We start from the raw sequence: 19362 nt of genomic DNA, 5'->3' as shown, positions 1-19362 counted from the left end.
CTTTTGATCCCAGAGGAACATTGAAATGGCTGGGGCAACCTTTAAGAAAATCATCTCGAACGGCTTCCTGGCAGGGGCCGGTCTCTGTTTTTTGTTCGGCACCGCTGTCACGGTCGGCGATGTCGCATTACGTGCCGTGGCGGGAAAAAACATTCCCGGCGCGATTGAAATGACGTCGCTGTCCATCGGGCTCGGGGCGCTTTTGTCGATGCCGGTCTGTTATGCCAAGCGAACCCATGTGACGGCCAAACTTCTGTCCGAACTGTCGCCCAATCGTTTCACCTATCCGCTGGGGTTGGTGGGGGCTGTGGCTTCGGTCGTCTTCGCAGGGCTTCTGCTTTGGATCGTCGGCGAGAACGCCATCGAGAAGATCGGCTCACCAGAGACCACGGCGGATCTGGGTCTGCCGACGCCGGTCCTGATCATGATTGTCGCTTTCGCATTGACCGCCTGCATGTTCGCCGCCTTTGCGGGGCTGCGTTTTGCGCTACGCAATGAGAGGGACTGGTAATGAGCGGACTTCTTTTGGGCGGCCTCGGCTTTGTCGCGGCCATTTTGATGATTTTCCTCGAAGTTCCCGTGGCGGTGGCGCTTGGTCTCGTCGGCATTCTCGGTTCGGCCATGATCATTGGCATGGATGGGGCCATGGCGATCGGAGCGACGACCACCTGGGACAGTCTGACGAACTACACGCTGACCATGCTGCCGCTCTTCGTGCTTATGGGAAACGTCGCCGCGCGCTCGGGCCTGTCGGCAAAGCTCTACCAGTCGATGTCCGTTCTGATCGGGCATCGTCGCGGTGGGCTGGCGCTTGCGACCATCGGGGCCTCTGCGGGTTTCGGGATGATTTCCGGCTCGTCTCTGGCAACCACCGCCACAATGGGTCGGATCGCCATGCCGGAGATGCAGGAGGCGGGCTATTCGCGGTCGCTTTCCGCTGGCTCCGTTGCCGCCGGTGGTACGCTCGGCATCCTGATCCCGCCCTCGACCGTGCTGGTGATCTATGCCTTCATCGCCGAACAATCCATTCGCGATCTTCTGCTCGCCACCGCCGGGCCGATCTTACTGGCCGTGCTGCTTTATTGCCTCGCGATCTGGGTGCCGATCTGGTTCGGCTGGTCCTCCGCACCGCAACGCGCCCGCGCCACGACACACGAACGCAATCTTGCGCTCAAGGAGCTTCTGCCGCCGGTGGGCATCTTCGGTCTGATCATGGGCGGGCTTTACACCGGTGTGTTCACCGCCAATGAGACCGCCGCCATCGGAGCCTTTGTCGTGCTCATGTACGGTTTTCTGTCGCGTCGTCTGAACCTGTCGGGGATGATGTCGGCGCTGATGGACACGGCGATGACCTGTGGCGCGCTCTACCTCGTGTTGATCGGGGCGAACCTGTTCAACTTTTTTCTGGCGCTTTCGGGGTTGCCGTTTTCTCTCACCGGAATGTTTTCGGGCATCCTCGATCAGCCGCTTCTGGTGATCCTTCTGATGCTGGTGATCTATCTCGTACTGGGCACGCTGATGGACAGCCTTGCCATGCTGCTGCTTACCGTGCCGCTTTTCGTGCCGATTGCACAGGCCGCCGGGATCGACCTCGTCTGGTTCGGCATCTTCGCGGTGATGGTCGTCGAGATGGGGCTGATCACGCCGCCGGTAGGGATGAACCTCTTCGTGCTCAAAACCGTCCAGCCGGATGTCCAGCTCACCGAGCTTTGGAAAGGTGCGACGCCTTTCGTGATCGCCGATTTCATCCGCGTCGCCATCATCATCGCGCTTCCGGCGTTGGTCATCTGGCTGCCCTACAACGCTTTTTAAGAACATAAGGGAGGAAACCATGTTCAACCGACTGCACATCAAGAAACTTCTCGGGGCCAGCGCTCTGGCGCTTGCGCTGACCGCTACCGCGACGCAGGCCCGCGAATTGCGTGTCTCCGTACATGAACCGGCTCAGGGATTTTATTCCGCGAAAATCCTCCAGCCCTGGATCGACGAGATGAATGCGAAACTGTCGAAGAAGACCAGTTTCAAACTCTATCCCGGCGCGATCCTCGGTGCGCCGCCTGCGCAGGCCGAACTGGTGAAAGCCGGTGTCGCCGATGTTGCGCTGATCGTGCCGACCTATACGCCGGGTCTCTTCCCGATGACCGGCGTGGTCGAAGTGCCGGGTGTCGCCCCGACTTCCACGCAGGGGGCGAAGGTGCTGAACGCCTTGCTCGAAGAGGGGGCGCTCGATGCGGAATATGCCGATTACAAGGTGCTGGCGCTGTTCTCCACGCCCGGTTATCGCTTTTTCATGACCGATGCGCCGGCCGAGACCCCCGCCGATCTCAAGGGGCTGAAACTGCGGACACCGTCGAAATTCGGCTCAACCCTGTTCGACATGCTTGGGGCGTCGGGCGTATCCGTGCCGGCGCCGCAAGTCTATGAGAACCTCGAACGCGGCGTCGTTTCCGGTGCGGTCTGGGTGATGGACGCCTACCGTACCTTCCGCCTCAACGAGGTTGCGCCCTACATCACCAACACGCGCTACACCGCCTCGCCCATGGCAATCCTGATGAACAAACGCAGCTATGACAGCCTGTCCGACGAGGACAAGGCGGTGCTCGATGAGATGACCGGGCGCAGCATGGCGGAGTGGATCGCTTCCGTGGTCGATGAGGCCGATGCGGAGATCGAGGCCAGCTATCGCCAAGACGAAAAACTCACCTTCATCGACCTCGACGAGGCGGGGCTTGCGCCGTGGAAAGAGGCCTTGGCCGGTGCGTCCGCCGCGTGGGTTGCCGAACAGGTCGACCCGGCGGCGGCACAGGCGGTGCTCGATCACGCGATGCAGATCAGCGCGGAATAATACCACCTCTCTCTCCGTCCGCCCAGTGGACGGGCGGAGAACGCTCCTCGGGGTCGTGCAGCAACCCGGTTAAAAAGGAGCATTCCGAATTCAACCAATGGAGACAACCATGGCGATTATTGCTCTGGGCTATCTCGGTGTGCGCTCCGACAAGCTCGACGACTGGTCCGATTTTGCCGGCAAACTCTTGGGGATGCAGAAGATCGACCGCGGCGGCAAGGCGCTGGCCTTCCGCATGGACGATAAGATGCAGCGACTTCTGATCTCGGATGAACCGGGCGAGACGCTGGCCTTCATAGGGTTCGAGGTGGCTGAAAAAGACGATCTTCAGCTTTACGCCGCACGTCTCGACAAGGCGGGGGTGACGGTCAATCTCGGAACCCGTGAACTGGCGGACCGGCGTTTTGTCGGCGATCTGATCTGGTTCGAGGATCCGGGCGGCAACCGGGTGGAACTGTTCCATGCGCCGATGATCGCTTCCGATCCTTTCGTACCGGGACGTCCCATCGACGGGTTCAAGACCGGGCCTCTGGGCATGGGGCACGCGGTGTTGCATGTGAAAGACATCGAGGTGATGATGCCGTTCTACCGCGACCTGCTGGATTTCCACGTCTCGGATTACGGGCTGAAACCTTACGGGTTGTATTTCTTCCATCTCAATCAACGTCACCATTCCTTCGCGATGGTCGGCTCAGGTCAGCTTGGGTTCCATCATTTCATGGTCGAATTCCAGAACCTCGACGATGTCGGGCAGGGTTACGATCTGGCCCAGCTCGAAGAGGGGCGCGTCGCCTATACGCTGGGGCGGCACACCAACGATTACATGACCTCGTATTACGCCAATTCGCCCTCCGGCTTCTTTGTTGAAAATGGCTGGGGCGGACGACTGATCGAGCCAGAGACATGGGAGCCGCATGAAACCCATGACGGACCGAGTTTCTGGGGGCATGAGCGTCTTTATCTGACCGAGGAAGGTGGACGCAAACGTCTGCGCGATATGCGGCTGGATGCTGCTGCGCGTGGTGTGCGTGCGCCGCAGGTGGCGGATTGCCCCTGGCTTTTCGGTGAATTGGCGAAACAAACGGGTTCCGGGGGAAAATGACTATGGAACAGTATGACGTTGCCATCGTGGGCTACGGGCCCGCAGGGGCCACGCTGGCGCATCTTCTGGGTCAGTGCGGATTGAAAACCATCGTGCTGGAACGTGAAAGCGCGGCCTATCATCTGCCGCGCGCGGTACATTTCGACGCCGAGGTGATGCGGGTGTTCCAGTGGATCGGCATCGCCGAGGAGATGGAGCCGAAAACCGCGAAACATCCGGGGATGCGCTTTGTCGATCCGGCTGGCAAGCTGCTGTTGGATTGGCCGCGACCGCAGGGCGAGGGGCCACAGGGTTGGCGTGCCAATTACCGCTTCCACCAACCGGACCTCGAAGATGTGTTGCGGACACATATGGCAGAGCGTGAAACGGTCACTGTCCGCACGCGCTGCGATGTTTTCTATATCGAAGACAAAGGTGAGGAAGTCGAACTACGGTTCGAGGACATGTCTCGCGGCAAGGTCGAACGGATCGGCGCGAAATATGTCGTTGGCTGCGATGGCGCGCGCTCTCTGGTGCGGCGCTATATCGAGAGCGGTATGGAGGATTACGGCTTCCATGAGCGCTGGCTCGTGGTCGATGTGATCCTGAACGAGGAGAAGCCGGAGCTGGGCGAACATTCGATCCAGTATTGCCGCCCGGAACGACCCGCGACCTATGTGCGGGTGCCGGGAATGCGGCGGCGTTGGGAGATCACCGTGCGGCCCGATGAGGACAGCGCCGAGATTTCGAAACCCGAACGCGTTTGGGAGCTCTTGTCCGACTGGCTCAAACCGGAAGAGGCGGAACTCGAACGGACCGCGGTCTACACCTTTCACTCTCTGGTCGCCGAAGACTGGCGCAAGGGGCGGTTGCTTCTGGTCGGGGATGCCTGTCATCAGACCCCGCCCTTCATGGGGCAGGGGATGTGTGCAGGCACGCGCGATGTGGCGAACCTCTATTGGAAGCTTGCGCTGATCTGTCAGGGCAAGGTTGCGGGAGAGGCCGCAGAGGCGTTGCTCGACAGCTACGAAAGCGAGCGCAAGCCCAATGCGCGGGAATATATCCAGACGGCAGTGCGTCTGGGGGGGCTGATCAACACGGTGGGTACGGAAGCGGCGTTACGCGCGGCTCTGCCCTCCGGTGATGGCACGGCCCGGATGGAAAGCATCGCGCCGCCTCTGGGGCCGGGCCTTGGGATCGGAGACAAGGCCGGGCGGCTTTTCGGACAACCGCGCCTGGCTTATAGCCGTCTTATGGATGAGGTTTATCCGCATCAATTCGTGGTTGTCGCCGAGGACGAGATCGTCGCGGGGCTGAGTTTGCCCGAGGGCGTGGGGCTTGTGACCACGAGCGCGTCCAATGCTGCCGATCACCTTGCTCGCCTCGGTGCGCGGGCCACAGTTCTGCGTCCCGACCGTCACACGCTGGGCGGGGCCGACACGACACAGGAACTTGAGGCGCTGATTGCCCTCATCCTGCCCAATCCACTCGAAACGCAACAACCGGAAATGGCTTAACTCATGAAACTTTGCTCTTTCACCAAAGACGGCGTGTCCTCTTACGGCCTCGTCAACGACTCTGGCATCGTCGATCTCGGCAAACGTCTCGACGCGCCGACGCTGCGCGATTTCCTTGCCTCGGGCGATATGGCCGCGGCCGAGAAGCTCGTCTCTGCCGATGCCGACTATGCCTTTGACGATGTCAAACACGATCCGGTCATCCCGAACCCGGACAAAATCATTTGCGTCGGCCTGAACTATCACGCCCACATCGAAGAGACCGGCCGTGAAGAGACCCCGAACCCGGTGCTCTTTGCCCGCTACCAAGGCTCCCAGATCGGCCACAACGAGCCGCTGATCAAGCCGCTTGAATCCGATATGTTCGATTACGAGGGCGAGGTCGCGGTGATCATCGGCAAGGAAGGCCGCCGGATTTCCGAAGAGGATGCGATGGATTATGTCGCGGGCTATGCCTGCTATAACGACGGCTCCGTGCGCGACTGGCAGAAGCACACGCACCAGTTCATGCCGGGCAAGACCTTTGCCGGCACCGGCGGTTTCGGCCCGTGGATGACCACCGCCGACGAGATCGCGGACCACACCAAGATGCGCCTGCAAACGCGTCTGAATGGTGAGACCGTTCAGGACACCACGCTCGATATGCTTGTGTGTTCGATCCCGCGCCTGATTGCCTATTGCTCGACTATCCTGCCGCTTCTGCCGGGCGATGTGATCGTCTCCGGCACGCCGGGCGGGGTCGGTGCGCGTCGCAATCCGCCTTTGTTCATGAAGGACGGCGATGTCTGTGAGGTCGAGGTTTCCGGGGTCGGCATCTTGTCGAACCCGGTGAAAGCGGAAGCCTGACCTGCGTCGTTGGCTTTCAACCCGGTGTGACTTGTGAGATGCTTGTCCCATGAGCATGCAGGTCACACCGAAACTGTCACAAGGCTCCGTGCGATCCCTCGCGCGGGGCCTTGCCATCCTGCGTTACGTCAACAGGGTCGGGGAGGCACGCCCCGGCGAGATCGCCAAGGCTCTCGATCTGCCGCGTCCGACGGTCTACAGGCTTTTGGAAACGCTGGAAGAACTGGGCTATGTCGCGTTTTCGGCGACGTCCAACTATGTCCGAGTCACCCGCTTTGCCGCTGCTTTGGGGGACGGAACAGCCCTGACATCCGAGATCACCCAGGCGGCGGGGCCGATCTTCGGTGACTATGCCAAGCGGCTGGTCTGGCCGCTCGATCTCAGCATGTATAATAATGCCGCGATGGTCATTCAGGAGACGACGCACGGACGCTCGCCCCTGTCCATCGACCGGGGGATGACCGGGTTTCGGATGCCGGTGCTGCGTACCTCTGCGGGACGGGCCTATATTTCCTTTTGTCCCGAGGAAGAGCGCAACCTGATTCTCGATCACCTGCGCCGTCTCGACGTCGAGGAAGACCGGCCATTTCTCGAAGAACCTATGCTGTCGCATCTGATCGAGGAAACCCGCAACCGTGGCTTTGCCGTGCGCGACAGTGGTGAGTTTCGTCTGGAAACCGCCTCGATTGCCGTGCCGATCCTTTTGCGCGGCGCGGTGCTCGGGTGTGTTTCGCTGATCTGGATCCGAAGTGCGATGACGACGCGGCGCGCTCTCGATGAATATGGGCCGCCTCTCAGGGAAATTGCCGACAAGATCGCGGCCTCTCTGCCGGATTGAAGAGGTGTTGGATCAGAGCGGGTTCGCTTCGATCTCCGCTGCGATCCTGTCATCGACAGGCACGTCATAGGTCATCAGGATCGTGCCGAGAACCGTGTAGAACCCGACCGTGGCGATGATGTCGAACACGGCCTTTTGACCGAAGGTTGCTGCCAGTTGGCGTTCCAGTGCCGGGGAGAGCTTCTGGTGGTCGATGATGGAATCGACGGCTTGCACAAGAAGCGCGTCTGTCCCTTCGGGTGTTGCCAGAACGCCCTTGATCCGGGCATCGTCCATGCCAAGTGCGCGCGCCCGCGAGACGTGATGCGCCCACTCGTAGGACGAGCCGAGCCGCACACCGGTGCGCAGGATCACGATCTCCGAATTCACCGCGCCGAGCACGCTGTCCTTGACGATATGTTGTCGCAAGGGCGCCCAGGCGCGCAGCAGATCGGGGTGATGCGCCATGGTGCGATAGACGTTCAGAGCGCCGGCAAACCCTTCGCGCAGGTCTTCAATCTGCGATGGCCAGTCCTCGTCGCGAAGCGGACCGATCTCTGTACCTTGCGTCATGAATTTTCCCCTTTTCGCCGACCAGATACCCGACCGTTTTCCCGTTGCAAGATGTGGTCATGAAGTGTCCATAGGTCGGACATGTTGCGATCGTGATTTGATATTTCTTCTTCCGGCTGTGCGGTTTGCCACATGCGATAACGGGTCGAGAGTAAACCATGAAGCTTTTCCATTCTCCGGGGTCTTGCTCCGAAGGCATTCGCTTTTTGTTGGACGAGGCTGGCGCGGAGTACGAAGTGGTCACAACCGATCTGAAATCGGGTGCCCATCGTCGTTCCGAGTATCTGGCGATCAACCCCAAAGGGAAAGTCCCCGCGCTCATGTTGCCGGATGGTTCGGTGCTGACGGAGTTTCCCGTTATCGCATATTGGATCGCCAGGAGCTTTCCGGCCGGGAAACTTTTGCCGGAGGCCTTGCAAGACGAGGTGCGTGTCATGGAACTGACCGAACATATCGTCTCGGGCCTGCACATGCGCGGTTCGGTTTTCGCCATGATGCCGCAGAAATTCCTGTCCGATGCACAAGCCCAGCAGGAATTGCGCCAGCATGGACAGGCGGTCGTAAGAGCCGGTTTCCTTGCGCTGGAAAAGCAGCTCGGTGATCAGGAATTTCTCTTTGGAGACTTGTCGATTGCTGATGCTGCGGCCTACTATCTCCTGTCATGGATGGACCGAATTGACATAGATATGCCGGCAAAGCTCGCCGAATACCATCGGCGGCTCCGGAATAGACGCTCGGACCTGTCGGCAATTCCCTGAGCAGGCAGTCCGTTTACCACATCATGCATCATGACCGGTTCTTTCAGACAAGATAAGATCAAGGTTTGCGGCTGTTTTAACGCGTCATACCTCTGATAGGTAACAGCGTGCGTTGCCGAAGTGCAGGGGTGCCCTGTGGTGCTGGACCGAGCCGTGATCGGCCTGCCGCTCTATACGATGCTTCCCGGCGTGGCGATGAAGCTGCGACCGATGTTGCCGGTGCGCTGACCTTCGAATTCGGGCGGCATGGCCCGTCTGCCCGATGGCCGTTCGTTCTTCGGGATTGTTCCGAACGGCTTTGCCCCGGCGCTTTACCGCGTCGGGGCTTTTTTGTTCACCGCAGTCGCACAGTATAGCCCGGATGATTTTCGTCGCTGAACAACGAAGTGTCAGGATGTTTGCGCCGAAACGCTGCGATAGCCTTGCTGAACAAAGTGGCTAGGTCTCCGTCTTGTGTCACGTTTGCGTCTTCGGAAATTATCACGACGCCTTTGTTATCAATGATTTCTGCTGTTACTTTCATTTTTTTCTCCTATAATTTTTCCGCAACATTTTCGCGTTGCACATCTATTTATGCTTTGGAGTATCTTAGAAGGTCGTCGCGATGTTCACGTTTTCGTGATTGCTTGCGTCCCTTCCGGGCTTCAAATCGGCCTGATCTAGCCTTTCCCCAAACATGCAACGCGACATGCAAAGGTGATTGATCTGGAGAAATTTCCAAATAAAATCAATTACTTGCAAGGGTAAGTGGCGGAGAGACAGGGATTCGAACCCTGGGTCCCCGTGAAGGGACAACGGTTTTCGAGACCGCCCCGTTCGACCACTCCGGCACCTCTCCGCGGGGGTCTGGTGGCGGGTGATTTATCCGTGCTGCGCGTCGCGTGCAACCCCTTTTCGTGACATTCTTTTGAGCAATCGTTGCGACAGGTATTGCGAAATCGGTGCGAAATTTCGCCGGGGCGGAAGATTTCGATGTCGTGACTTGTTCCTTCCTCAACTCTTTGTTTAGCTGCTGTCCAGCACAGTGCTTCGGGAAAGGATCAGCATGACTGCTCTGAAACGCGCCAAATCCATGGAAATCGACCTGCGCGCGGGCCTGCGCGCCGGGTTGGCTGGGCTGGTTTGTGCAATCATGGCGATGACCCTTCCTTTGGCTGCCAAGGCGGAGGTCGACGAGGCGCAGCTTGAGCAGTTGATGGATGCCATGCTGTTCGACGAGGTGGTCACGGTCCTAGCCCGGGAGGGGCAGGATATGGTCGGCGATTTCGTCGATGCGGGCTATGGTGTGCCAAAGCCTGCGTGGAAGGATATGCTGGACCGCCTCTATGATCCGGAGGTTATGTCGAAGGCTTTCCATGACGAGATGGCCGAGGCTTTGAAAGGGTGCGATCTTGCCCCGATGGTGGCGTTCTTCTCTACCGATCTGGGGGGGCGTATCGCACGGCTCGAACTGGACACGCGCAAGGCGATGTCCGACGACGCGGCACAGGCCGCAGCGGGGCAAGCGTGGGCGGAACTCGACCCGGATACGGAGCGGGCGCGGCTGATTGAGGATTACGTGCAGGTCAACGATCTCGTCGAAATGAACGTCGTCGGTGCGATGAACAGCGATATCGCCTATTACAGCGGTCTCTGGAGCGAAGGCTTTGAGGCCGAGGAGGGAATGAGCGACAGCGATCTCCTGAATGAGATTTGGGCCAGCGAACCGGAGGTGCGCGCCGATGTGTCCGAATGGGTCTACGGGTTTTCGACGCTGGCCTATGAGCCGCTGACCGATGACGAGTTCGAAGCCTATATCGACTTTGCCCGGACCGATGCGGGGCAGGACCTGAACCGTGCGCTTTTCGCCTCCTTCGATGCGGTCTATGAGCACCTGTCGCGGGGCCTGGGCGCGGGCACGGCCATGCTGATGCAGAAATACGAGGGCGAACAGCTCTGAGGCCGTTGTTCGGGGCACTGCGGACTTGACTTTTCGGCGATGATTCCCGATATACCGCGCACCCGGCGGTCCCTTGGGCTCGACCGGGTGATGTCTTTTTGTCGGAACCCATTCCGGGACAGGGCATCTTTCATGACAATCTCGTCCCCTCCGAGGGGCGCGCCGTTCGAGGCATCAAACATCGGAACGCTTTGAAAATCAAAGCAAGCCGGGGCCACAGGACGCGGGTATATCGAAAGGAAGACTGCATGTTTGCGGTTTTGAAAACTGGCGGCAAGCAATACAAGGTGCAGGCGGGTGACGTTCTGCGCGTTGAGAAACTCGCTGCCGATGCTGGTGAAAAAGTCCAGTTCAACGAGATTCTGATGGTCGGCTCCACCATCGGCGCGCCCTTCGTGGCCGGCGCCGGCGTACAGGCCGAAGTCATTGACCAGATCAAGGGTGAGAAACTCATCCACTACGTCAAACGTCGCCGTAAGCACTCTTCGCAGCGCACCAAAGGCCACCGTCAGCAGCTCACGCTGCTCCGCATCACCGACATTCTCGAAGCGGGGGCGGACAAGACCGGTGTGAAAGCCGCCATAGGCGCAGGCTCCGTGTCTGCCGCCCCGGCTGCTGCCGCCGCTCCGAAGAAGGCCGCGAAAGCCGAAGCTCCGGCTGCTGCGGGTGCGGACGATCTGACCGCGATCAACGGTGTGGGCCCGGCTGCTGCGAAGAAACTGAACGAGGCCGGGATCACCACCTTCGCTCAGCTCGCCGCTGTCGACGCCGACGCGTTCGATGCCGTCAAAGTGAAGCCCGAATGGGTTGAACAGGCCAAAGAACTGGCCAAGTAAGACACGTTAAGGAGAGAACACCATGGCACACAAGAAAGCAGGCGGTTCGTCCCGTAACGGTCGCGACTCCGCAGGTCGCCGTCTCGGCGTCAAACTCTACGGCGGCCAAGAGGCCATTGCCGGTAACATCATCGTGCGTCAGCGCGGCACCAAGTTCTGGCCGGGCGAAGGCGTGGGGCTGGGCAAGGATCACACCATCTTTGCGACCACCGACGGTAAGGTTTCCTTCCGTAAGGGCCTGAAAAAACGTACCTTTATCGACGTGCTTCCGGTGGCGGAGGCCGCTGAATAAGCCGACCTCGATCAGGTTTGAACATCAGGGGGATCGGCGCAGGCCGGTCCCCTTTTTCCATTTGGCGCTCAGGTGTCCGGTCACGGATGACTTGAAATGAAACAGAAAACTGAGCCAAATGTGTCTTCGTGCTACCGCAGCTTTCATCTGTGGTTAATACGACTGTCGTAGAACGCGGATACCCTGCACCTCTGGGCGCAGATCGCCGATACGACAGGCCCGCTTTCCGGCCCTCTGCGCAGGAGCATCGGAAGCCGCCTTTGGGAGAGAGGCGCGTGGCAGCAGATTTGGAGGAAGAGAGATGAGAATGGACTTGGTTGACGACAGGCTGGACCACGGCGCACAGGCTGTGATTGAGACGGAGCGCTTCGTGCTGCGCCCGCCGCGCCACTCGGATGCGGGTCTCTTGAACATGTATGTCAGCGACGAGCGCGTGGCGCGCAATTCGCGCTCCCTGCCGCATCCGATGCCGCCAGGGGCGACGGAGGCTTTCGTGGCCCGTTCGCTGAAACCCGAGACCGAGGAAAAGGTGTGGATTCTCGATGGGTCTGCCCACGGCCTTTCCGAGGTGCTGGGGGTGATTTCGCTCAAACCGCTCGACCGCGATCAGTGCGAAGTGGCCTTCTGGGTCGCTCCCGCGTTCTGGGGCACGGGGCTGGCCCGCACCGCGCTTGCTGCGATTGTTGAGGCCAACCCGATGAAATCCAAAACAATGTTCGCGGAAATTTTCCAGGATAACCAGGCCTCTGCGCGTGTGGTGACCGCCTGTGGTTTCGAATATCTCGGCGATGCGGAAACCTATTCCGTCGCGCGTGGGGCGCATGTCCCAACCTGGACCTACCTGCGCAAACTCTGAAAGACCCCAAAATCGGGGTCGCCACCAAGGAAGACCCCGATGACCGATACGATCCTCACAACCGACCGCCTGATCCTGCGTCCGTATCAAGCGACGGATGCGCCCGATATTGTGCGCGTGCTCAATGACATTGAGGTGAGTAAATGGCTGACCCGCGTTCCCTATCCGTATTCTGTCCACGATGCGAACTGGTTCGCCCGAAGGGTGGCGGCGAAAGCCTTTGTCTTCGGGATCGAGTATAAGGGCCGGATCGTCGGCACCATCGGTTGTGAAGGCGAGTTCGGTTATTGGCTCGGGCGGGCGTACTGGGGGCAGGGGATCATGCCCGAGGCGGCGGGGGCGGTTCTGTCCGCTTGGTTTGCCACCGGACAGGACCGGATCGAGGCCGGGTATTTCGCGATGAATGTCCGCTCCTCCAAGGTCTTGCGCGCCATGGGCTTTGTCGAGACCGGAACGTCGCGGTCCCCATGCCTTGCGCGAGGTCATGAGGTCGACCGGATCGACATGATCCTGACCCGCGCGGCGTTTGAGGCGCGAAACGGCAATTGAGTTTAACGCATGGGCAAGATACATCTGCCCGAAAGCCTCAAAACGGGGCAGCAAAGGACAAGAGTTATGAAATTCCTCGATCTTGCCAAGGTTTACATCCGCTCCGGCTCCGGCGGGAACGGCTGCGTTTCCTTCCGGCGTGAGAAATTCATCGAATTCGGCGGGCCGAATGGCGGCGATGGCGGCAAGGGCGGCTCGGTGATCATCGAGGTGGTCGACGGGCTGAACACGCTCATCGACTTCCGCTACCAACAACATTTCTTTGCCCAGAACGGTCAGGCCGGTATGGGCAACAACCGCACCGGCAAGGATGGCGACGATATCATCCTGCGGGTGCCCGAGGGTACGGAAGTGCTCGACGAGGACGAGGAAAACGTGATTGCCGATCTGACCGAGGTCGGGCAGAAATTCGTGCTTGCCAAGGGCGGCAATGGCGGCTGGGGCAACGCGCGGTTCAAAACCTCGACCAATCAGGCGCCGTCCAAGGCCAATCCCGGCCAGCCCGGGATCGAGCGCACCATTTGGCTGCGTCTCAAACTGATCGCGGATGCTGGGCTTCTGGGCCTGCCGAACGCGGGCAAATCGACCTTCCTGTCGGTGACTTCGAATGCCCGTCCGAAAATCGCGGATTATCCCTTCACCACGCTGCACCCGAACCTCGGCGTTGTCGGCATCGACGGGGCGGAATTCGTCGTGGCTGACATTCCCGGCCTGATCGAGGGGGCGTCCGAGGGGCGTGGTCTTGGCGATCTCTTCCTTGGCCATGTCGAACGCTGCGCGGTGCTTCTGCACCTGATTGATGGTACGTCCGAGGATGTGGTTGCGGATTACGAGACCATCATCACGGAGATCAACAATTACTCGCACATCCTCGGCGACAAGCCGCGCGTGACTGTGCTCAACAAGATCGACAGCCTTCTGCCCGAAGAGGTGGAGGAGAAACTGGCGGCGCTTCAAGAGGCTTCCGGTGGGCGCGTCTACACCATGTCCGGCGTGTCGCGCGAGGGGGTCGATACGGTGCTCCGGGCGCTCAAGGCCGAGATTTCCATGGACCGTCTTCGGATCAAACAGGCCGAAGAGGGCGATGAGGAAGACGAAGCGTGGCACCCCTGACCGCCTCGCTCGACGGAGCGAAACGCATCGTGATCAAGATCGGCTCGGCGCTTCTGGTGGAGCGCGGCGAGTTGCGGTCGCATTGGCTCGAAGGTCTGGCGCAGGACGTTGCCATGCTCAAATCCCAGGGCGCGGATGTGATCCTTGTGTCCTCGGGTTCCATCGCCCTGGGGCGGGGAATTTTGCATCTGCCTGCGGGAGAGTTGCCGCTGGAACAGTCGCAGGCGGCAGCGTCCGTCGGGCAAATCCGCCTCGCGCGTGCCTATCAGGAAGTGCTTGAGCCGCATGGCATCACCACGGCGCAGATTTTGCTGACGCTGGAGGACAGCGCGGATCGCCGTCGCTACCTCAATTCGCGGGCCACGCTCGATGCTCTGCTGTCTTTGGGGGCGGTGCCCATCGTCAACGAGAACGACACGGTGGCGACGGATGAGATTCGCTATGGCGACAACGATCGTCTGGCCGCCAGCATCGCCGTGACCATCGGCGCGGACCGGCTGGTTCTTTTGTCCGATGTGGACGGGCTCTATACCGCGAACCCCTCGCTCGATCCGGATGCCGTGCATCTGCCCGTGGTCAAGGAGATCACGGCGGAGATCGAGGCCATGGCGGGCGATCCGGTTTCCGGTGTCTCGAAAGGCGGCATGAAGACTAAGGTGATGGCCGCGAAAACCGCCACGCTTGGTGGCTGTACCATGGCGATCACCGAAGGGTCGAAAGACCGGCCTCTGAAGGCGCTCGAACACGGTGCGCGGGCGACATGGTTTCTGGCCGCAGAGGACCCGGAACACGCCCGCAAGCGCTGGATCGGCGCGATGAAGCCCAAGGGCGAGATTTATATCGACGCGGGCGCGGTCACGGCGCTTTCACGCGGAAAATCCCTGTTGCCCGTCGGCGTCGAGGAGGTTGTTGGCCATTTTGGCCGCGGCGAACCAGTCGTCGTGCTCGGGCCTGACGGGGCGCGCATCGGGCTCGGGTTGTCGCGCTACACCTCGGATGAGGCGGAAGCCATTAAGGGCGCGCATTCCGAAGACATACAGGCGATCCTCGGCTATCCTGGCCGGGCCGCCCTGATCCATAGAGACGATTTGGTGACATGACCGATATTGACGTGAAAGAGATGATGAAAGAGCTGGGCCACCGCGCGAAAGAGGCGGCCCGTGCGCTTGCGACGGCCTCCTCCGAGGCCAAGGAAAAGGCGCTTTTGGCCGCCGCAGACGCGCTTTGGGAAAGCCGCTCAGAGATCATCGAGGCGAATGAAAAAGACCTTGCCTTTGGTCGTGAAAAGGGCCTGACCGAGGCAATGATGGACCGGCTCAAGCTTGATGAAGCTCGTATCCAGGGCATGATCGACGGTTTGAAAGCAATCGCAGCGCAGAAAGACCCGGTGGGCGATGTGATTGCCGAGTGGGACCGTCCGAACGGGCTCCATATCAAACGTGTGCGCACGCCGCTTGGGGTAATTGGCGTGATTTACGAGTCCCGCCCGAACGTGACGGCGGATGCCGGTGCGCTGTGTCTCAAAGCGGGCAACGCGGTGATCCTGCGTGGCGGTTCGGAGAGCTTTCACAGCTCCGGCGCGATCCATGCCTGTCTCAAGGCCGGGCTCCGCGCGGCGGGGCTTCCCGAGGACGCAATCCAGCGCGTGCCGACCCGTGACCGGGCGGCGGTGACCGAAATGCTGCATATGACCGATTACATCGACGTTATCGTGCCGCGTGGCGGCAAGGGCCTGGTTGGCCTTGTGCAGCGTGAGGCCCGCGTGCCGGTGTTCGCGCATCTCGAAGGCATCGTGCATATTTTTGTCGATGCCTCCGCCGATCCGGAGAAGGCGATGAAGGTCGTGCTCAACGCGAAAACCCGTCGGACGGGGATTTGCGGTGCGGCAGAATGTCTGCTGATCCACAAGGACATCGCCGGGACACTGGGCCGCGACCTGATCGCCGCGCTGATTGAGAAGGACATCGAAGTGCGGGGCGACGCCGCCGTGCAGACCATGGTCGAAGCGGTGACACCCGCCACGGAAGAGGACTGGGGTCGCGAGTATCTCGACAGCATCATCGCGGCGAAGGTTGTGGAGGATGTGGATGCGGCGATCGCGCATATCCAGCGCTATTCCTCCTCGCACACAGATTGCATCATTTCCGAGACGCCGGAGAGTGTGGAGAGCTTCTTCTCCCGCCTCGACAGCGCGATTCTGATGCACAACTCCTCGACGCAATTCGCCGATGGCGGCGAGTTCGGCATGGGCGCGGAGATCGGTATCGCCACCGGCAAGATGCACGCGCGCGGGCCTGTCGGCGCCGAGCAATTGACGAGTTTCAAATATCTCGTGACCTCTGAGGGTGCGGTGCGGGCCTGATCGCAGGGCCGGAGTATTTGATCTGCAATGAAAAGGGCGTGCGGGGAGACCGGCGCGCCTTTTGCTCTCCGGAGCCTTGTGCGGTGGCGTTAAGGTTAACGCGGGGACAAACGCGCAACTTGACCGCAATGTGACGGATGCGACGCGAGATGTTGTGTGGAACGCAGAGCAAGATATGAGCATTGCCACGCACTCCGCCTTTATCTGATGGCTCAGGTTAAAGGCGGGGCGCTTTAGGCAAAGAGAGAGATCATGCCATCGCCCGCACAGTGGGTGATGCGGCGTCGCAAAGCGGCGGCCTGCATGGGGGCGAGCAGGAATTGCACATCGGAGGGTTTAAGACCTTGCGGTCCGGTGACCGATCCGAGCCGGGCCCAGAGATCGGGGGTGGGTTCCAGCCGCTCAGCCGAGGCACGCAACTGCCACTGACCGTTGGTGTAGCCGATCTTGATCGCACCGCCACGGGGCAGGGCGGTTTCCAGACACATGAGCATGAGACAGGCCAGCTTGACCTCCTCGCGCGGAAGATCCTCCGCGGGCGTCCAGTCATAGGTCAACCGCGCCGTCGAGACCGCTTTGAGGATGCCGGAGATTTCCGCACGCGAGGTCATCTGGCCGCTTGAGGCCATTCCAAAAGCGATGCGAAAGAATTTCACGCGGGCGTTTGCATTCTCCACGCTTTCGGAGATAAGGCTGAACTCAGGGCCGGAACCGGCACCGGACATCGCCAGCAACTCCACACCGTTCGAGATCGCGCCCACCGGGCTGATCAGATCGTGACAGATGCGGGAGCCGATCATGGCGGCGATGTCTCGGGTCAGGTCTTGAGCTGGGTTTGCGGTCATGGGGTCTCCGGGAGTGGCGAGGCTGAGAGTTTTGTCTGGAAAGGTGCGAAGGCATGGAAGATCTGAATGCGATGTTGGAACCGGGGCAGATGGTGCGCCATCCAACAGAGACCGAGTGGGGTCTCGGTCAGGTGCAGTCCAATATCAATGGCAAGATCACGGTGATGTTCCAGCATGCGGGCAAGATCGTGATCGACAGTCGGCGTGTTGCGCTCCTCCCCGTATTTTGAAAGCCCGTGTCCGATGAGGTCCGTGCTCTTCGATGGTCGCAAAAGCCGCAGTGGCTTACAATCTTTGCGTGAATATTCCCGTGCGGGTTATCGGCAGTCTGTTGCATTGAAATCAACAAAATCTTAAAACCCGCCCACCGAAGGCCATGCAAACCGCGTCCAGCATGTCGGCAAGCGGCCAGAAGGTATAAACATCAGCCCTTGCAGGTGGTGCCGAAAGCTGTCCGACAGGTTTCGTGACGCCCTTGCCGAGCAGTGAGACTCCCATGAGCGCCGCCAAGCCGCCGTTTCAGTTGAGATTTGCACGCGATGCGGCGGACCTGCGGGCGGCGCAGCGGCTGCGCTATCGGGTGTTTGTCGAGGAACTGGGCTCGGATGGTGAAATGGTCGATCATGTCGCCCGGCTCGAAGCCGACCGGTTCGACCCGGATTACGAGCACCTGATGCTGATCGACCCGAGCCGGTCCGAGGACCCTTTGGAGCAATGTGTGGCGGTCTACCGGCTTCTGCCGGGAGAGAAGGCGGAAAAGCTCGGGCGGTTCTATTCCGAAGGAGAATACGATCTCACGCCTCTGAAGACCTCGGGCAAGCGGCTTCTGGAGCTGGGGCGGTCTTGCGTCGCGAAGGAATATCGCGGCGGCATGGCACTGTTCGAAATGTGGGCGGGGCTGGCGAAATACGTGATCGAGGAGCGTTATGATGTACTCTTCGGCACGGCTTCCTTCTTTGACGCCGATGTGAGCCGTCATGCAGAGGCATTGTCCTGGCTGCATCACAACCATCTCGCACCCGAGGCCATGCGCGCGCGCGCCCTGCCTGAGCATTTCCAGAGCATGGATCTGATGCCTCTGGAGGAGATCGACCGTAAGCGCGCCATGCTAGCGATCCCGGCGCTGATCAAGGCCTATCTGCGTCTGGGCGGTACGGTGGGCGAGGGGGCATTCGTCGATACGGAGTTCAACACGGTCGACGTGCTTTTGATCCTCGATACGGAGATGATCTCGCCGCGGCAACGCGCGATGTACACGAAGGGGAGCAGGGTATGAGCGACAGGCAGAATGGCCCGCTCTGGGAAAGCCGTATCCCGCCCTCTGACCCGAAACCGGTCAAATGGGGCACATGGCGCGCGCTGCGACGTGGTGTGCCGATTGTGCTGATGATCGTGATCTGCATGGTGCTGATGCTGCTCACCCGCGCGGTCGAGGCGCTTCTGGTTGGCAAGCGCCGCCCATGGTCGTCTTTTTTCCCGCGTTTCGTGTCACGCACCGCGCTGCGATGTCTCGGCATGAAACTCACGGTCAAGGGCCGCCCGATGACCCATCACGGCGCGGTGGTGGCGAACCATTCCACCTGGCTCGACATTTTCGTTCTGAACGCCGTGCAGCGGATTTTCTTTGTTTCCAAGGCGGAGGTTGCGAACTGGCCGGGGATCGGCACCATGGCCAAGGCCACCGGCACGGTTTTCATCAACCGCGACCGCAAGGAAGCCGCCGCGCAGAAACGCCTCTTCGAGGAGCGGCTGCACATGGGGCACAAGCTTCTGTTCTTTCCGGAAGGAACGTCCTCGGACAGCCTGCGGGTGCTGCCGTTCAAGCCGACATTGTTCGCCGCCTTTTTCACGCCCGAGCTGCGTGACGAGGTGTGGATTCAGCCCGTGACCGTGCATTACATCGCGCCCGAGGGCGAGGATGTGCGGTTTTACGGCTGGTGGGGCGATATGGAGTTCGGGCCGTCCTTGGTGCAGGTGTTGAAAGCCAGTCCACAGGGCGCGGTGGAGGTGGTTTTCCACGACCCGATTGCGGTGAAGGACGTGAAGGACCGCAAGGAGATGGCGCTGCGCTGCGAGGCGGCGGTGCGGTCGGGACTGCCGGAGGTACCGGCGGAGTATGTGGATGTGTGAGGA

At 60.4% G+C, this 19362-nt stretch carries 22 protein-coding genes and 1 tRNA gene; 19 read left to right on the top strand and 4 right to left on the bottom strand.

What is annotated here, in order from left to right:
* Positions 1-25: 25 nt before the first annotated feature.
* From C8N42_RS10725 to C8N42_RS10695, 7 genes are all read left to right on the top strand, one after another.
* Positions 26-511: a TRAP transporter small permease gene (locus C8N42_RS10725; RefSeq protein WP_107816570.1), complete on the top strand. Its 486-nt coding sequence runs from the start codon at positions 26-28 to the stop codon at positions 509-511.
* Positions 511-1812, top strand: coding sequence for a TRAP transporter large permease (locus tag C8N42_RS10720; RefSeq protein WP_107816569.1), 1302 nt, complete (start codon positions 511-513; stop codon positions 1810-1812). The genes C8N42_RS10725 and C8N42_RS10720 overlap by 1 nt, the downstream gene beginning before the upstream one ends.
* A 19-nt stretch (positions 1813-1831) precedes the next feature.
* Positions 1832-2845 (top strand): TRAP transporter substrate-binding protein, encoded by a 1014-nt coding sequence (locus C8N42_RS10715; protein WP_107816568.1) that lies wholly within the window; start codon positions 1832-1834, stop codon positions 2843-2845.
* Positions 2846-2954: 109 nt separating this feature from the next.
* On the top strand, positions 2955-3947 hold the full coding sequence (locus C8N42_RS10710) for a VOC family protein (protein WP_107816702.1): 993 nt from the start codon (positions 2955-2957) through the stop codon (positions 3945-3947).
* A gap of 2 nt (positions 3948-3949) precedes the next feature.
* Positions 3950-5443, top strand: a complete 1494-nt coding sequence (mhpA, locus tag C8N42_RS10705) for a bifunctional 3-(3-hydroxy-phenyl)propionate/3-hydroxycinnamic acid hydroxylase MhpA (protein WP_107816567.1) — start codon at positions 3950-3952, stop codon at positions 5441-5443.
* A 3-nt stretch (positions 5444-5446) separates the two neighbouring features.
* Entirely contained in the window at positions 5447-6289 is an 843-nt protein-coding gene (locus C8N42_RS10700; RefSeq protein WP_107816566.1) for a fumarylacetoacetate hydrolase family protein, read from the top strand.
* 49 nt (positions 6290-6338) lie between these two features.
* On the top strand, positions 6339-7127 hold the full coding sequence (locus tag C8N42_RS10695) for a DNA-binding transcriptional regulator (protein ID WP_107816565.1): 789 nt from the start codon (positions 6339-6341) through the stop codon (positions 7125-7127).
* A 12-nt stretch (positions 7128-7139) separates the two neighbouring features.
* Here the strand turns inward: C8N42_RS10695 and C8N42_RS10690 are convergent, their stop codons facing one another.
* Positions 7140-7679, bottom strand: coding sequence for a carboxymuconolactone decarboxylase family protein (locus C8N42_RS10690; protein WP_107816564.1), 540 nt, complete (start codon positions 7677-7679; stop codon positions 7140-7142).
* A 158-nt stretch (positions 7680-7837) separates the two neighbouring features.
* On the opposite strand from C8N42_RS10690, the gene C8N42_RS10685 reads away from it, so the two are divergent.
* Positions 7838-8437, top strand: a complete 600-nt coding sequence (locus C8N42_RS10685) for a glutathione S-transferase family protein (protein WP_107816563.1) — start codon at positions 7838-7840, stop codon at positions 8435-8437.
* A gap of 334 nt (positions 8438-8771) precedes the next feature.
* On the opposite strand, the gene C8N42_RS21380 is transcribed toward C8N42_RS10685, so the two are convergent.
* Together C8N42_RS21380 and C8N42_RS10680 are read right to left on the bottom strand one after the other, a co-directional pair.
* A complete protein-coding gene (locus C8N42_RS21380) occupies positions 8772-8960 on the bottom strand; it encodes a hypothetical protein (RefSeq protein WP_146168258.1) in 189 nt (62 codons plus the stop codon).
* A 225-nt stretch (positions 8961-9185) separates the two neighbouring features.
* Positions 9186-9275, bottom strand: a tRNA-Ser gene (locus tag C8N42_RS10680).
* Between the two features lie 207 nt (positions 9276-9482).
* Between C8N42_RS10680 and C8N42_RS10675 the strand changes: the two genes are divergently transcribed.
* The 8 genes from C8N42_RS10675 to C8N42_RS10640 all read left to right on the top strand — a co-directional run bounded on the left by C8N42_RS10675 (position 9483) and on the right by C8N42_RS10640 (position 16384).
* Complete coding sequence (locus C8N42_RS10675; RefSeq protein ID WP_107816562.1) at positions 9483-10376, top strand: DUF2059 domain-containing protein; 894 nt, start codon at positions 9483-9485, stop codon at positions 10374-10376.
* 248 nt (positions 10377-10624) lie between these two features.
* Positions 10625-11212: a 50S ribosomal protein L21 gene (locus C8N42_RS10670; protein WP_107816561.1), complete on the top strand. Its 588-nt coding sequence runs from the start codon at positions 10625-10627 to the stop codon at positions 11210-11212.
* Between the two features lie 22 nt (positions 11213-11234).
* A complete protein-coding gene (rpmA, locus tag C8N42_RS10665; protein WP_066701542.1) occupies positions 11235-11504 on the top strand; it encodes a 50S ribosomal protein L27 in 270 nt (89 codons plus the stop codon).
* Between the two features lie 307 nt (positions 11505-11811).
* A complete protein-coding gene (locus tag C8N42_RS10660) occupies positions 11812-12360 on the top strand; it encodes a GNAT family N-acetyltransferase (protein WP_170109271.1) in 549 nt (182 codons plus the stop codon).
* Between the two features lie 39 nt (positions 12361-12399).
* Positions 12400-12909, top strand: coding sequence for a GNAT family N-acetyltransferase (locus tag C8N42_RS10655; protein WP_107816559.1), 510 nt, complete (start codon positions 12400-12402; stop codon positions 12907-12909).
* A gap of 66 nt (positions 12910-12975) precedes the next feature.
* A complete protein-coding gene (obgE, locus tag C8N42_RS10650; protein ID WP_107816558.1) occupies positions 12976-14022 on the top strand; it encodes a GTPase ObgE in 1047 nt (348 codons plus the stop codon).
* Entirely contained in the window at positions 14010-15122 is a 1113-nt protein-coding gene (gene proB / locus C8N42_RS10645; RefSeq protein ID WP_107816557.1) for a glutamate 5-kinase, read from the top strand. Before obgE ends, proB begins: the two co-directional genes overlap by 13 nt.
* Entirely contained in the window at positions 15119-16384 is a 1266-nt protein-coding gene (locus C8N42_RS10640; RefSeq protein ID WP_107816556.1) for a glutamate-5-semialdehyde dehydrogenase, read from the top strand. Before proB ends, C8N42_RS10640 begins: the two co-directional genes overlap by 4 nt.
* A 233-nt stretch (positions 16385-16617) precedes the next feature.
* On the opposite strand, the gene C8N42_RS10635 is transcribed toward C8N42_RS10640, so the two are convergent.
* Complete coding sequence (locus C8N42_RS10635; RefSeq protein WP_107816555.1) at positions 16618-17229, bottom strand: histidine phosphotransferase family protein; 612 nt, start codon at positions 17227-17229, stop codon at positions 16618-16620.
* Between the two features lie 53 nt (positions 17230-17282).
* Here C8N42_RS10635 and C8N42_RS10630 point away from each other — a divergent pair, with 53 nt between their 5' ends.
* The 3 genes from C8N42_RS10630 (at position 17283) to olsA (ending at position 19359) form a co-directional block, all read left to right on the top strand.
* Positions 17283-17459 carry a DUF3553 domain-containing protein gene (locus tag C8N42_RS10630; RefSeq protein ID WP_107816554.1) on the top strand — a complete coding sequence of 59 codons (177 nt, stop codon included), beginning with the start codon at positions 17283-17285 and terminating at the stop codon, positions 17457-17459.
* A gap of 266 nt (positions 17460-17725) precedes the next feature.
* The gene (olsB, locus tag C8N42_RS10625) at positions 17726-18505 is read left to right on the top strand and encodes an L-ornithine N(alpha)-acyltransferase (protein ID WP_107816553.1); all 780 of its coding nucleotides are present in this window, start codon (positions 17726-17728) and stop codon (positions 18503-18505) included.
* Positions 18502-19359, top strand: a complete 858-nt coding sequence (gene olsA, locus C8N42_RS10620) for a lyso-ornithine lipid O-acyltransferase (RefSeq protein ID WP_107816552.1) — start codon at positions 18502-18504, stop codon at positions 19357-19359. The genes olsB and olsA overlap by 4 nt, the downstream gene beginning before the upstream one ends.
* The last annotated feature ends 3 nt before the right edge of the window (positions 19360-19362 follow it).

Source organism: Celeribacter persicus (genome assembly GCF_003050785.1).
Lineage (GTDB): Bacteria > Pseudomonadota > Alphaproteobacteria > Rhodobacterales > Rhodobacteraceae > Celeribacter > Celeribacter persicus.
This window is presented reverse-complemented; position numbering and strand designations above follow the sequence as displayed.

Coding starts and splice junctions, on each gene's coding strand:
- C8N42_RS10725 (WP_107816570.1), top strand. CDS start 26: ATGGCTGGGGCAACCTTTAAGAAAATCATCTCGAACGGCTTCCTGGCA.
- C8N42_RS10720 (WP_107816569.1), top strand. CDS start 511: ATGAGCGGACTTCTTTTGGGCGGCCTCGGCTTTGTCGCGGCCATTTTG.
- C8N42_RS10715 (WP_107816568.1), top strand. CDS start 1,832: ATGTTCAACCGACTGCACATCAAGAAACTTCTCGGGGCCAGCGCTCTG.
- C8N42_RS10710 (WP_107816702.1), top strand. CDS start 2,955: ATGGCGATTATTGCTCTGGGCTATCTCGGTGTGCGCTCCGACAAGCTC.
- mhpA (WP_107816567.1), top strand. CDS start 3,950: ATGGAACAGTATGACGTTGCCATCGTGGGCTACGGGCCCGCAGGGGCC.
- C8N42_RS10700 (WP_107816566.1), top strand. CDS start 5,447: ATGAAACTTTGCTCTTTCACCAAAGACGGCGTGTCCTCTTACGGCCTC.
- C8N42_RS10695 (WP_107816565.1), top strand. CDS start 6,339: ATGAGCATGCAGGTCACACCGAAACTGTCACAAGGCTCCGTGCGATCC.
- C8N42_RS10690 (WP_107816564.1), bottom strand. CDS start 7,679: ATGACGCAAGGTACAGAGATCGGTCCGCTTCGCGACGAGGACTGGCCA.
- C8N42_RS10685 (WP_107816563.1), top strand. CDS start 7,838: ATGAAGCTTTTCCATTCTCCGGGGTCTTGCTCCGAAGGCATTCGCTTT.
- C8N42_RS21380 (WP_146168258.1), bottom strand. CDS start 8,960: ATGAAAGTAACAGCAGAAATCATTGATAACAAAGGCGTCGTGATAATT.
- C8N42_RS10675 (WP_107816562.1), top strand. CDS start 9,483: ATGACTGCTCTGAAACGCGCCAAATCCATGGAAATCGACCTGCGCGCG.
- C8N42_RS10670 (WP_107816561.1), top strand. CDS start 10,625: ATGTTTGCGGTTTTGAAAACTGGCGGCAAGCAATACAAGGTGCAGGCG.
- rpmA (WP_066701542.1), top strand. CDS start 11,235: ATGGCACACAAGAAAGCAGGCGGTTCGTCCCGTAACGGTCGCGACTCC.
- C8N42_RS10660 (WP_170109271.1), top strand. CDS start 11,812: ATGGACTTGGTTGACGACAGGCTGGACCACGGCGCACAGGCTGTGATT.
- C8N42_RS10655 (WP_107816559.1), top strand. CDS start 12,400: ATGACCGATACGATCCTCACAACCGACCGCCTGATCCTGCGTCCGTAT.
- obgE (WP_107816558.1), top strand. CDS start 12,976: ATGAAATTCCTCGATCTTGCCAAGGTTTACATCCGCTCCGGCTCCGGC.
- C8N42_RS10640 (WP_107816556.1), top strand. CDS start 15,119: ATGACCGATATTGACGTGAAAGAGATGATGAAAGAGCTGGGCCACCGC.
- C8N42_RS10635 (WP_107816555.1), bottom strand. CDS start 17,229: ATGACCGCAAACCCAGCTCAAGACCTGACCCGAGACATCGCCGCCATG.
- C8N42_RS10630 (WP_107816554.1), top strand. CDS start 17,283: ATGGAAGATCTGAATGCGATGTTGGAACCGGGGCAGATGGTGCGCCAT.
- olsB (WP_107816553.1), top strand. CDS start 17,726: ATGAGCGCCGCCAAGCCGCCGTTTCAGTTGAGATTTGCACGCGATGCG.
- olsA (WP_107816552.1), top strand. CDS start 18,502: ATGAGCGACAGGCAGAATGGCCCGCTCTGGGAAAGCCGTATCCCGCCC.